The organism is Cytobacillus gottheilii, from assembly GCF_900166665.1.
Lineage (GTDB): Bacteria > Bacillota > Bacilli > Bacillales > Cytobacillaceae > Cytobacillus > Cytobacillus gottheilii_A.
Genome location: NZ_LT800494.1, coordinates 1445591 through 1458844 on the forward strand (window position 1 = coordinate 1445591; position 13254 = coordinate 1458844).

At 40.4% G+C, this 13254-nt stretch carries 12 protein-coding genes; 9 read left to right on the top strand and 3 right to left on the bottom strand.

Annotated features, from left to right (window positions below; translation table 11 throughout):
* Positions 1 to 12: 12 nt before the first annotated feature.
* Positions 13 to 834, bottom strand: a complete 822-nt coding sequence (gene comER / locus B7E07_RS07035; protein WP_080844929.1) for a late competence protein ComER — start codon at positions 832 to 834, stop codon at positions 13 to 15.
* A gap of 89 nt (positions 835 to 923) precedes the next feature.
* Here comER and B7E07_RS07040 point away from each other — a divergent pair, with 89 nt between their 5' ends.
* The 3 genes from B7E07_RS07040 to B7E07_RS07050 all read left to right on the top strand — a co-directional run bounded on the left by B7E07_RS07040 (position 924) and on the right by B7E07_RS07050 (position 4497).
* Entirely contained in the window at positions 924 to 1529 is a 606-nt protein-coding gene (locus B7E07_RS07040) for a helix-hairpin-helix domain-containing protein (RefSeq protein ID WP_257391410.1), read from the top strand.
* Between the two features lie 61 nt (positions 1530 to 1590).
* Positions 1591 to 2151: a ComE operon protein 2 gene (locus tag B7E07_RS07045; RefSeq protein WP_080844934.1), complete on the top strand. Its 561-nt coding sequence runs from the start codon at positions 1591 to 1593 to the stop codon at positions 2149 to 2151.
* Between the two features lie 21 nt (positions 2152 to 2172).
* On the top strand, positions 2173 to 4497 hold the full coding sequence (locus tag B7E07_RS07050; protein ID WP_080844938.1) for a DNA internalization-related competence protein ComEC/Rec2: 2325 nt from the start codon (positions 2173 to 2175) through the stop codon (positions 4495 to 4497).
* Positions 4498 to 4754: 257 nt separating this feature from the next.
* Here B7E07_RS07050 and B7E07_RS07055 read toward each other — a convergent pair whose 3' ends face one another.
* Complete coding sequence (locus B7E07_RS07055; RefSeq protein WP_066443427.1) at positions 4755 to 4889, bottom strand: YqzM family protein; 135 nt, start codon at positions 4887 to 4889, stop codon at positions 4755 to 4757.
* Positions 4890 to 5204: 315 nt separating this feature from the next.
* On the opposite strand from B7E07_RS07055, the gene holA reads away from it, so the two are divergent.
* Positions 5205 to 6224, top strand: a complete 1020-nt coding sequence (holA, locus tag B7E07_RS07060) for a DNA polymerase III subunit delta (RefSeq protein WP_080844942.1) — start codon at positions 5205 to 5207, stop codon at positions 6222 to 6224.
* Positions 6225 to 6327: 103 nt separating this feature from the next.
* Here holA and rpsT read toward each other — a convergent pair whose 3' ends face one another.
* Entirely contained in the window at positions 6328 to 6591 is a 264-nt protein-coding gene (rpsT, locus tag B7E07_RS07065; RefSeq protein WP_066443438.1) for a 30S ribosomal protein S20, read from the bottom strand.
* 330 nt (positions 6592 to 6921) lie between these two features.
* Here rpsT and gpr point away from each other — a divergent pair, with 330 nt between their 5' ends.
* From gpr to hemW, 5 genes are all read left to right on the top strand, one after another.
* On the top strand, positions 6922 to 8046 hold the full coding sequence (gene gpr / locus B7E07_RS07070) for a GPR endopeptidase (RefSeq protein WP_080849129.1): 1125 nt from the start codon (positions 6922 to 6924) through the stop codon (positions 8044 to 8046).
* A gap of 244 nt (positions 8047 to 8290) precedes the next feature.
* On the top strand, positions 8291 to 9478 hold the full coding sequence (gene spoIIP / locus B7E07_RS07075; protein WP_080844945.1) for a stage II sporulation protein P: 1188 nt from the start codon (positions 8291 to 8293) through the stop codon (positions 9476 to 9478).
* 25 nt (positions 9479 to 9503) lie between these two features.
* On the top strand, positions 9504 to 9848 hold the full coding sequence (locus B7E07_RS07080; RefSeq protein WP_080844948.1) for a YqxA family protein: 345 nt from the start codon (positions 9504 to 9506) through the stop codon (positions 9846 to 9848).
* A 251-nt stretch (positions 9849 to 10099) separates the two neighbouring features.
* Positions 10100 to 11935, top strand: a complete 1836-nt coding sequence (gene lepA, locus B7E07_RS07085; protein ID WP_066443448.1) for a translation elongation factor 4 — start codon at positions 10100 to 10102, stop codon at positions 11933 to 11935.
* 115 nt (positions 11936 to 12050) lie between these two features.
* Positions 12051 to 13184: a radical SAM family heme chaperone HemW gene (hemW, locus tag B7E07_RS07090; protein ID WP_080844951.1), complete on the top strand. Its 1134-nt coding sequence runs from the start codon at positions 12051 to 12053 to the stop codon at positions 13182 to 13184.
* Positions 13185 to 13254: the final 70 nt, after the last annotated feature.

Genomic DNA, 13254 nt, shown 5'->3' on the forward strand with positions numbered 1-13254 from the left:
TTATGCCGAATACTAGAATGTATACTGTTTTTTCATGAGGTCTAAATCATCAGCAAACTTCGCATGTGTGGCCTTGAATACCAGTTCAAACACATCTCCCAGCTCATTCTCCAGCACTTTAATGCCTTCTCCTGTAATGCCGCCTTTTACACACACCTTTTCCTGCAGTGTCGGCAGTGTATAATATCCTTTTCTCAAAAGCTCGCCCAATCCAATCAGCATTTCTCCAGCAAGCTTTGTTGCTGTCTCCTGATCGATCTCTGTCTCATTTACCGCAGCAGTGATGAACCGCTGTGTTAAATAACTATAAAAGGCAGGCCCGCAGCTGACAATATCAGAGGCTACGCGAGTAATATTCTCTTCAATTTCAACCGGTGTCGAGATCGAAGTAAAAAGAGTCTGTAAGCTGAGTCTCCACTTTTCCTCACAGCGCTCGCCGAAACTAAGCAGGGAAACTCCAGCTAAGGAACGGTTCGTAATGCTTGGAATGGCCCTTGCCGCAGAGCATGGAACAATCGATTCCAGCTGCTTTATACTTATTGGGCTTGTAATGGATACGACACATTTATCAGCACTCAGCTGCTCCTGTATACTGCTGACTACATGATATACATCGTGAGGCTTCACACAGATAAAAATTAAATCAGAGTGCTCTGCGACCGCTTTAGCATCAACCCCTACATTTAATCCCGCGTACACCTCCTGCAGCGATAGTGCTTTTGCAAGCGTACGGTTTGTCACCATTAAATCCTCCGGTAAAACAGTACCAGCTTCTATAAATGATTCAGTTAAAATTCTGCCCATATTTCCTGTGCCAATCACACCAATTTTCATGCTGCAACCCTCCTATGCATGCAAAACTTTCTCCTAAAAACATATGAAAAAAATAAACAAATATGCTAAAAGAAAGGGAGCTGAAAGCTGTGTTCAGTTTTATAAAGGAAAAAAAGCTATATATTATTTTGATTTCTTTGGGAGTCGCTGCGCTGTTTTGCCTTCTCTTTTTTTCTCATCAAGAGGATGATGATTTAAATGTAGTTAATGACCAAACGGCCTCACAGCAACCAATGACTCAGCAAGAATTAGTCGATGAACCTCCCCTTGAAGAAAAAAACATCTTAATAGATGTGAAGGGAGCTGTTGGAAATCCAGGAGTATATGAAGCGCAGGAAGGAGACAGGGTACTTGACCTGATTGATGCAGCTGGAGGCCTGGAAAACGATGCAGACGAAAAGATGGTTAATTTTGCGCAGCGTGTAACAGATGAGATGGTTTTGTATATTCCTAAAATAGGAGAAGAGTCCGTAAATTCCTCTTTTGCTGAGACTGATGAGGGAACGGTGAACATTAACAGTGCTGATTCTGCTGAGCTGCAGACATTGCCTGGAATTGGTCCCGCAAAGGCAGAGGCAATCATTGACTATCGTGAAAAAAATGGTCCATTCTCAGAGAAAGAGGGGCTGAAAGAAATTTCAGGAATTGGCGATAAAACGTATGAAAAACTAGCCGAACAGATTAAAGTAAATTGACCTGTCTCTTCAGCCGCTTTACACTAAAGAGAGAATAGGGGAGATAAAAGGAGAGTTAAAGATGAATAGAATTTCATGGGATCAGTATTTTATGGCTCAGAGTCAGTTGTTAGCATTACGGAGCACTTGTACCCGCTTAGCGGTAGGAGCGACAATTGTTCGGGACAAGCGCATCATTGCTGGTGGCTATAATGGCTCGATTGCTGGTGGAGAGCATTGTATTGACGAAGGCTGTTATGTAATCGATAATCACTGCGTCCGTACCATTCATGCAGAAATGAATGCCATCTTACAATGTGCGAAATTTGGAGTGCCAACAAGTGATGCGGAGATTTATGTAACGCATTTTCCTTGCTTGCAATGCTGTAAAGCAATTATCCAAGCGGGTATTAAAAAGGTTTATTATGCAGAGGATTATAAAAACCATCCTTATGGAATTGAGCTCTTTCTGAAAGCTGGAGTTGAATTTATGAAGGTGGATCGTGAAGAAATGACCTTAGATTTCAACCAAACTGAAAAGCGAGCTTTCATTGATGATATGCTGTCTTTATTAGAGAAGAAAGAAGATAAAAACGATGAGATTCAAAAGCTTCGGGAAGAGGCGGACAAACTCTTTTCTTAGGTGAAAATTGAGAGGTGAGAAATGAAAGGAAATGCGATTTATTTTGCTTTTGCTTCTTTACTCGCAATCACAGGTGCATTAGCTGATAAAACGGTTAGTTTTGTTGGCTTTTGCATATTGATTCTTTTTTTATGTTTTTACAAAAAGTGGAATCTTAAGTGGGTTGCTCTTCTGATTGCATCGAGTACAATTTTATTTTACAGAGGTGAATGGGCTGTCTCCATGCAAGTGACAAATCTGCTCCCTGAGCAGAAGGAATTCTCGATCACTTTCCTGGATTCTATTAAAGTGGATGGTGATCTCTTATCTGCACAGGTTGAAGATCAAAGTGGAGAAAAGCTGATGCTTCGGTATGAAATTTCCTCAGAACAAGAGAAATATAGCCTTTCTCAAACACTTCATCCTGGACTTGTATGTTCTATACAAGGTCAGCTCGAACAGCCTTCAAGAGCTGTGAACCCCAATGGCTTCGACTATCAATTGTATTTGCAGAGAAATAGTATCTATTGGATCTTAGAACCACAAAGGGTCTCTTTAACAGATTGCTCCTCCTCAAAGACCTCCTCTCCGGCCATCTTTTTTCAAAACCTTCGCTACAGTGGAATCACCTATATAAACACATATTTTCCTGAACAAACAGCTGGACTTGCGGCAGCTCTTATTTTTGGAGATCGAAAGGGTATTGATTTTGAAATCGTCACCGCTTATCAAAGATTAGGCATTGTTCATTTGCTCGCTATATCCGGATTGCATGTTGGATTGCTGGCTGGTCTTTTATTTTATATTGGCTTAAGAATGGGGTTTACGCGTGAAAGAATGATCACTGTTTTATTATTGATTTTGCCTTTTTACGCACTGCTGACAGGTGCTGCTCCTTCGGTCATAAGAGCCGTCTGCATGCTGATGGTGGCGCTAACTGCAAAGCGATTTGAATTTCAAATACCAACTAGCGATATTATTTCCTTTGTATTTAGCTTGTACTTGTTTATTAGTCCATACACTATTTTTCATATCGGGTTTCAGCTTTCTTTCCTTATTACATTTGCACTGTTATTGTCAGCACCAGTTCTTACAAAGAAAATATCCAATCCATTCTATCTCAGTCTGCAAACGTCCTTTGTCTGTCTCCTCGCATCCTTGCCTATTATGTTTTATTATTTTTACGAAGTATCCGTTTTGTCCCTGATTGCCAATATCATCTATATTCCGCTGTTCTCCTGGCTGCTGCTTCCCATTCTGTTTTTCTTGTTTTTTCTGCATTTGCTCATCGGGAATATGATTACTTTCTTATTAACGATGCTGGAAGTGCTGATAGTTTTTGTGAATAAGAGCAGTGAATGGGTGTCGGAATTTCCGTTTGCCGTTTTAAGATTAGGGATTCCTTCCTCAACCATTCTCCTTTTTTATGCAGCTGGTATCATTCTTTTCTTTGTATTATGGGAAAAGCGAACAGGATATAAAGCGTTTATGGGAAATTTGTTCATCCCAACTGCTGTTATATTGCTGCATTACGCAGTTAACACATTTTCACTCTATGGGGAAGTTACAATGCTGGATGTGGGTCAAGGAGACAGCATTTTTATTAAACTCCCTTTTGCTCAAGGGAATTACTTAATTGATACAGGTGGTATCCTCCAATTTGAAGAAGAACCGTGGCAAGTGCGTGAAAAACCATTCGAGGTTGGAAGAGATACCATTGTTCCTTTTTTAAAAAGCAAAGGAGTCCGAAAAATAGATAAGCTTATTATCACACACGGAGATGTAGACCATATTGGCGGAAGTGAAGCTGTATTAAACGCTATGAATGTGAAACAGCTGCTACTTGCAGCAGAAGATGAACCGTCTCAGGCGGAACAGGAACTAATCACCAAAGCGGAGAAAAAGGGTGTGAACATCCAAAAAGTTCACGAGGGAACGGGATGGAAAAGTGGAGAATCATCTTTTCGAATTCTTATGCCAACAGAAACGTCCTCTTCAGATAGTGAGAACGATGGATCTATTGTGATGTACGGGGAGATAGGAGGCTTAAGATGGCTGTTTACGGGTGATGTGGAAGAAAGTAGTGAAAAAAAGCTGATTGAGAGATATGGAAGTTTAAATGCAGATGTGCTGAAGGTTGGACATCATGGCAGCAAAACATCTACTTCAATAGAATTACTTCATACTGTTCAACCTCGATACGCATTAATTTCGGCAGGCAGAAATAACCTGTATGGCCATCCTCACATCGAAGTAATAGAAAAACTGAAAGAAGAAAAGATTGTGATCTTACGTACAGATTTACATGGGGGAATTACCTATAAATTTAAAGGAGGCCAAGGTACATTTTTTACAGTACTTCCATAGGATACATTATCAGAAATAAGAAATGAAAAAGAGACTGTATTGTGATCATACAGTCTCAAGGCTGTTGGCAGTATTGCCTTGTTCAGCTTTCTGGCCTCTTTTCTTCAATTTCCCTTCCATTCTGTTTTTAGAATGGAAAAGGCTATGAAGAGCATCTTAAGCATGAACCATTTACGAATCCGATTCCTAACCATGAAGGACGATTTGAAAGCGTTGGCATAAAAGGTCCTAATATGGGAGGTCCGCTATATGCAGCATTAAGATGCGATAAATTTAATGACTGTTGCAATGACAAACAACGTTGCAAAAAATCCGAATGATACGACGAAGCCAATACCAGAGTCAATTGCATCATTTCGTGTGCTTTGTACGTTTTTTTCAAATTCGTTCACAGTCTACCCCTCCTATTTCCTATCTAGTATAAGCGAAATACTCTAAAAAATCCATACTTCCTCACATGCTTTTCCTGTCTTTACAGCAGTTGTCACAAATAAGGTGCTGGGGTTAGGAGAAAATAGTATTACTTATGCACCGCTGACGGCGAAGATTCCTAGGCCTTCTCTGTCTGCGTTCTATATAGATTGGGAATTGGCTCTATTCTCTATAGAGCTGATTCCCTATTGCTACTTGTCAAAACATGATGGCTTCTTTAGGATAGAAGTAGTGAACATACCAGCAGCAAAACCTATTGAACGGAGCGAATATTTGTGTTTGATATATGGAAACAGATTAAGGGGCAGCGCTTTGCGCCAGTATATTTAATTTATGGAACAGAGCCTTACTTAATTAATGAAACGAAGCAGCTGCTCATTGAACATAGCCTAAATGAGGACGAGCTAGATTTTAATTTAGCCTCTTATGACTTGGAAGAGACACCGATTGAAACAGCTTTGGAAGATGCTGAAACACTCCCTTTTATGGGAGAACGGCGCTTAATTCTTCTGCAGAATCCTGTTTTTCTTACTTCTGAAAAATCCAAGTCCAAAGTGGAGCATAACGTGGCGAAGCTGGAGGCTTATTTAAAGGAACCTTCACCTTATTCCATAGTGGTATTTTCAGGAGCATACGAGAAGTTAGATGAGAGAAAAAAAATTACGAAGCAATTAAAGAAAACGGCATCATTAGTGGAGGCCAAAAAGCTTGGTGAAAATGAATTAAAAACATGGATTCGTGAGCGAGCGGCACTTAATGGTGTTCAGATTGATGAAGATGCGGTTGAATTAATGCTAGCACTTGCTGGAACCAATTTATTTATGCTTACAGGTGAAATCGATAAAATTTCTTTATATGCAGATGATGAGAAACGTATCGATCAGAAAATGGTTGAGAAGCTTGTTGCGCGATCATTGGAACAAAATATTTTTGCACTTGTAGATAAAATTGTACATAGAAAAATTGATGAGGCACTGCGGATCTTTTATGATCTGCTCAAACAAAATGAAGAGCCAATCAAAATTTTAGCAGTAATCACGGGGCAATTCAGACTCATTTACCAAGTGAAGGAATTAGCGAGGAAAGGGTACGGACAGAATCAAATGGCCGGCCAGTTAAAAATTCACCCTTTCCGGGTGAAGCTTGCAGCCGGACAAGCGCAGCTTTTTGATGATTATGAGCTGTCAGCAATTATGAGCCAGCTTGCAGATGCCGATTATCAAATGAAGACGGGTGGTATGAACAAAACCATGCTGATTGAAATGTTTTTATTTAAATTGGGTGCCGCGAAATAATTTTAACAAACTGTATTTTTTCTGCAGCAGGCAGAGGGAATACAGTTTTTTTTTTGCAAAAATAAAAAGGCTATCTTTAGCAGATAGCCATGATTCCATAAACTTAAGAGTTTACAGAGTTTAATTTCTTCATTAAACGAGATTGTTTACGGGCAGCAGCGTTTTTGTGGATAAGTCCTTTAGCAGCTGCTTTATTTAGCTTGCTTGCAGCAGCAGCAAAGCTTTCTTGTGCGTTAGCTTCGTTATTAACGATCGCAGCTTCAGCTTTTTTCACAGCAGTACGCATTGCAGATTTAGCAGTTGCGTTAGCAGCGTTGCGAGCTTCGCTTGTTTTTACACGCTTAATAGCAGATTTAATGTTTGGCATTCCATTCACCTCCTGAAAAAGCATCGAGATGATTGCAGGTTAACGGCATATATGCTCACCAAATGGAAGCCAATGCCGAAAAAGCCTTTACTCTAACTCGATAGTCACATTCATTCACAATTCATTAAGAACAAGTGCTATTCTACCAAACCCCCGAACATAATGCAATACTCTGCAACTAATTATCGTAAGTTGCAGGTTCTTATTTTGGCTCTTTCCTTTAGAAAGAGACGTAATTTCCTTTAATTGTGAATCTTTTCCTGCTGTTCAGGAAAGGATATTAGATATATGGAAATATGGATAACACCTATTAGAATGCGAGGGATCAGTATGAATGAGAAACCGGATTTGAGCAATTATTCAGTCAGAACAGATTTAGCTGTAGAGGCGAGGGAAATGGTGCTTGCAGAGCGGCAAAATGGAATTCATCAGGAAGAAAATCTCTCTCAAATCGAAGGCGTCATTATTAAAGAAAAAGAAGAAGACGATATCAAGGTTTCCTTTGTTGAGGTTACAAAAAAAGGAGCCGAGGCTTTAGGGAAAAAAGAAGGTCACTATTTAACAATTGAGGCATTAGGCATCCGTCAACAGGACACCCCTCTTCAGGAAAAGATAGTTGGGGTATTTGCAAAAGAATTTTCCCAATTTATAAAACAGCTGGGCATTAAAGAAAATGCATCTTGCTTGATTGTTGGATTAGGAAACTGGAATGTCACACCGGATGCACTCGGTCCCGAGGTTTGTGAGAATGTCTTAGTTACGCGTCATTTATACCAGCTTCAGCCTGAGAGCGTTGAAGAAGGATACCGCCCAGTCAGCGCAATTGCTCCTGGGGTTATGGGTTTAACTGGGATTGAAACAAGTGATATTATTTTTGGAATTGTAGAAAAGACGAAGCCGGATTTTGTGATTGCCATTGATGCACTCGCTGCACGATCAATTGAGCGGGTAAATGCGACCATTCAAATTTCGGATACAGGTATACATCCTGGTTCTGGGGTGGGAAATAAACGAAAAGAAATCAGTGCCGAAACACTGGGGATTCCCGTGGTCGCTATTGGTGTGCCTACCGTGGTTGACGCAGTTTCCATTACAAGTGACACCATTGATTTTATCTTAAAGCATTTCGGCAAGGAGCTGAGAGAAGGAGATCGCCCTTCAAGAGCATTAGCACCTGCGGGAATGAACTTTGGCGCCAGAAAAAAGCTGACAGAGGATGACCTGCCGGAAGAAGGCCAGCGTCAAACCTTTTTGGGCATCGTAGGAACATTAGAGGAAGAAGAAAAGAGAAAGCTGATATACGAGGTTCTTTCTCCAATCGGCCATAACTTAATGGTGACGCCAAAAGAAGTGGATGTTTTTATTGAAGACATGGCAAATGTCATTGCCAACGGACTCAATGCCGCTCTTCATCAGAATATTAATGATGATAACAGCGGAATGTATACGAGATAAGTGAGTTAAAGAGGATATGGGAAGTGAAAATCCTGTCCGCTAGCGTGGAGAACGGCTGCTGAGGGGGAGAAAGATCCGCTAATTCTTCCCCTCACCACACAAAAGTTGCTATTGAAGGTTGGGTAATGCTCCCCCCTTCCCTCAAGTCGTAAATTGGCCAGTTTATAAAAATAAAATATCTTCTAGTTCTATCTTTCCTATCAAAGTCATAAGATTTACTAGACTTGCAAGGAGAGGTGGAACAATGAAACCCCAAAAATCCAGCGGGATATTGATTACAATTCAAGGGTCAAATCTAGTAAAGTCAGCGGCAGCATTTCTATTATTTATATTTATGATTTTTTCGATAAGCGGTGCGATTACTTCCTTGAACCCAGAACTAAGGCCATCGTCAGAGTCGGTGAATAAAGCCGCATCCTTTTTCTCTGCTGATCTTCTGTACAAAATTATCGGTACGGAAAATCGAGCTTTCGCAGCTAATATGGATTTAGAGGAAGGGCCAAACCTGTCCAGTCTGCTCTTCCAGCTTTCCACAAATATTAACCTGGATGACCCGAGAAGTCTGTTAGGACGAGAGCTTCCCTCATTTACTATCTTTGATACAGAGATATTAGTGGCGGGGGAAGGGACCAATTATACAAATATGCCAATTGAATCAGCACCTCCGCAAGATGTTTTTGAAGGGAAAAATGAGGCACCCCTGCAAAATGTGGATGAGCTTGACAACGGGGAATCAGATGAAGATACAGCCCCTCCGCCACAATCTACGGATGGAAAAAAGGTTGTTTATGTGTATTTTACTCATAACACAGAATCGTTCCTCCCGTATTTAAAAGGTGTAACAGATCCTAATAAAGCTTTTCATTCACAGATCAATGTGACGCAAATTGGAGACAAGCTAAAAGAAGAGCTTGAAAGTAAAGGGATTGGCACGACGATTGATAAAACCGATGTTCAATCGAGATTGGTGAACAAAGGCTGGAGTTACGGCCAGTCCTATCAGGAATCACGGGAAGTTGTTGCTTCTGCCATTGGGGCAGATAAGGATTTGACCTACTTGATTGATATCCATAGAGATGCCAAACGCAAAGAAGATACAACAAAAGAAATTAATGGGGAAAGTTATGCCAAACTAGCTTTTGTAATAGGCGGTGAGCACGCCAACTATGAAAAAAATAAACAATTTGCTGAAGAACTGCATAAAGGACTTGAACAAAAATATCCTGGCTTAAGCCGAGGTATTCTCTTAAAACAAGGAGCAGGAACAAACGGTAAATTTAATCAGGATCTATCAGATAATGCGATACTAGTAGAATTCGGCGGCATAGACAATACTTTCGAAGAACTAAACCGTTCAGCTGCTGCACTTGCAGATGTATTCAGTGAATATTACTGGCAAGCAGAAGAAGTGGACGGATCAGCTCAAAATTAAACGATTGGTAAAAGGTGTGATAAGGATGAAGAGGTTTACATTAAAAGCTTTGTTTCTGGCAGCGCTCATGTTTGCGTCCGTTCTCTTTGGAATGCAGCAGGCGAATGATGGGATACAGCGAATGAGAGGATTTGATGATCCAAATTACGCGGAAGCCATCACCATTCAAGAAGCAGAAAGTGGAGAATTGCAGGCATCCATACTCGGAAATGAGGTTTCAAGCCATGATCTTCAGAAAAAAAGAGAGCAGCTTGAAGAGATGGAAGCTTATAATTTCTTTTCCTCACTGGGAAAGCAGTTCTCAGCGACCATACAAGCCTTAATGGAAGAAACCATTCAGCTTATTACATCTCTTATCAATGGTGAATAGCAGCTGCTTTTTAGCAGCTGCATTTTTTTTGCAATGTCATCCTTGCTGAATCCCTGCGCTTAACATTGAATGTTCACATTTGTACTGCTATAATCAAAAATAGTATGCCATTATAAATATCATTTTTCGAGCAAATCCTTTTTTAAGAGGTTTGCTCTATTAAAAGTACTAAGATGAACTTAGATCATGTTTAGCTCCGAGCGCTGCAAAATGGGCGATGAGCTTTTCTAATAGGAGTGTGTAGGATTTATATGAACAGAGAAGAAAGACTTGAGAGACAGTCGAGAATTCGTAATTTCTCGATTATTGCCCATATTGACCATGGGAAATCCACTTTAGCTGACCGTATTTTAGAAAAAACAAAAGCGTTAACAGCGAGAGAAATGAAGGATCAGCTCCTTGATTCAATGGATCTTGAAAGAGAACGCGGAATCACGATTAAATTGAATTCTGTTCAGCTGAAATATGCTGCAAAGGACGGAGAAACATATACCTTCCACTTAATCGATACGCCGGGACATGTGGATTTTACATATGAAGTTTCCCGAAGTCTTGCTGCCTGTGAAGGAGCAATTTTAGTCGTAGATGCTGCACAAGGCATTGAAGCGCAAACACTTGCGAACGTTTACTTAGCTCTTGATAATGACTTGGAAATCCTGCCGGTTATTAATAAAATTGATTTGCCAAGTGCCGATCCTGAGCGGGTTCGTAACGAAGTGGAAGAGGTCATTGGCCTTGATGCTTCTGAAGCTGTACTTGCATCTGCCAAAGCAGGTATTGGAATTGAAGAAATTTTAGAACAGATTGTAGAAAAGGTTCCTGCACCTACAGGTGACCCGGAAGCACCTTTAAAAGCACTTATTTTTGACTCCCTTTATGATGCATATCGTGGTGTTGTTGCTTATATTCGGGTTGTTGAAGGAACGGTCAAGGTCGGCGATAAAGTAAGGATGATGGCGACCGGCAAGGAATTTGAAGTAACAGAAGTTGGGGTATTTACGCCAAAATCAACACCACTGCAAGAGCTTTCTGTTGGAGATGTTGGTTTCTTAACAGCAGCGATTAAAAATGTTGGCGACACGCGTGTAGGGGATACAATCACAAGTGCAAAGAACGGCGCAACTGAGCCGCTTCCTGGCTACCGTAAATTGAACCCAATGGTGTATTGCGGATTATATCCAATTGACTCCGCGAAATTCAATGACCTGCGCGAAGCACTGGAAAAGCTTGAGCTGAATGACTCTGCTCTTCAATTTGAGCCGGAAACGTCCCAGGCATTAGGCTTCGGTTTCCGCTGCGGATTCCTTGGACTTCTTCATATGGAGATCATCCAGGAGCGTATTGAACGTGAATTTAAAATTGATTTGATTACAACGGCACCAAGTGTTATCTATGATGTCATTATGACAGATGGTGAACAGCTGAAAGTAGACAACCCATCTAATATGCCAGATCCGCAAAAAATTGATCGTGTCGAAGAGCCATATGTAAAGGCAACGATGATGGCACCGAACGACTATGTTGGGGCAATTATGGAGCTTTGCCAGGAAAAACGCGGTATTTTCTTAGATATGCAATACATGGATGAAACAAGGGTTAGCATTGTGTATGAAATTCCGTTATCTGAGATTGTTTATGATTTCTTTGATCAGCTGAAATCTAACACGAAGGGCTATGCTTCCTTTGATTATGAGCTTATTGGCTATAAGCCTTCAAAGCTTGTTAAAATGGATATTTTATTAAATACAGAAAAAGTTGATGCCTTGAGCTTTATCGTTCACCGTGACTTTGCGTATGAGCGCGGGAAAGTGATTGTTGAAAAGCTGAAGGAATTAATTCCAAGACAGCAATTTGAGGTGCCAATCCAAGCAGCGATCGGTCAAAAAATTGTGGCTCGTTCAACCATTAAAGCGATGAGAAAGAACGTACTTGCCAAATGTTATGGCGGAGATATTTCCCGTAAACGGAAGCTGTTAGAGAAGCAGAAGGAAGGGAAAAAGCGCATGAAGCAAGTCGGCTCTGTTGAAGTGCCGCAGGAAGCGTTCATGGCCGTGCTGAAAATGGATGACAGCACGCCGAAAAAGTAATTTATTGATAGAAGACATGCAAGTTAGGTATGCTTTGTAAAAAGCATACCTAACTTGTTTTTATCATACAGAAAACGTTCTCCAACACTATTAAGAAATAAAGGTTGTGTAAAAAATGATTGGAGCAGCATATATTCATATTCCTTTTTGCGAGCATATCTGCCATTATTGCGATTTTAATAAAGTGTTTTTAAAAGGTCAGCCAGTTGATGAGTATTTGCAGTCACTTGGCAAAGAGATGGCGATTGCTACTCAGGAATCACCGGCGAATAATTTAAACACCATATTTGTAGGCGGAGGAACACCAACTGCATTAAACGAAAAACAGCTGGAAGTACTCTGTGAGACCATCCACCGTTATCTTCCATTTGATCAGAATACCGAGTTTACTTTTGAAGCCAATCCCGGGGATTTATCAGAAGAAAAACTAAAGGTTCTTTATGATGCTGGTGTTAACAGACTCAGCTTTGGTGTACAGACCTTTAATGACGAATTACTGGAGCGAATTGGTCGGGTGCACAGGAAAAAGGATGTTTTCCAGTCGATTGCAAATGCCAAAAAAACGGGCTTCCAGAATATCAGCGTTGATTTAATATATAGCTTGCCTGGTCAGACTGTTGCGGATTTTAAAGAAACATTGGAAACGTCCTTTACACTGGACATTGAGCATTATTCAGGGTACTCCTTAATCATTGAGCCGAAAACGGTTTTCTATAACTTAATGAGAAAAGGCAAACTGCCCCTTCCTGGAGAGGATACTGAAGCGGAAATGTATGAAGTGCTGATGGAACAAATGAATAAGCATGGCTATGAGCAATATGAAATCAGCAACTTCGCGAAAAAAGGGTATGAAAGCAAGCATAATTTAACGTACTGGAATAATGACCACTATTATGGTTTTGGTGCTGGTTCACATGGTTATGTGGATGGGAAGAGACGGTCAAACTTCGGGCCGCTGAAAAAATATATGGAGCCTCTTGAAGATGGTAAACTTCCTATTATTGAAGAGCATGAGCTGTCAAAGGTGGAGAAAATGGAAGAAGAAATGTTCTTAGGTCTAAGAAAATCGAAGGGTGTCTCAATTCGTCGTTTTTCAGATAAATTTGCAGAGAATCCATTGAGCTATTTTCAAGATGAGATAAATGAACTCGTAAATAAAAATTTGCTTATGGTTGAAAATGATGACATTAAACTGACGCATCAAGGACGATTTTTAGGAAATGAAGTATTTCAGAACTTCTTGAAATAATCCCAATCCTCTGTATGCGAATTAGGCTTTTTTATTGACACTAATCGTTGGATTTGTTAATTTATTAGTA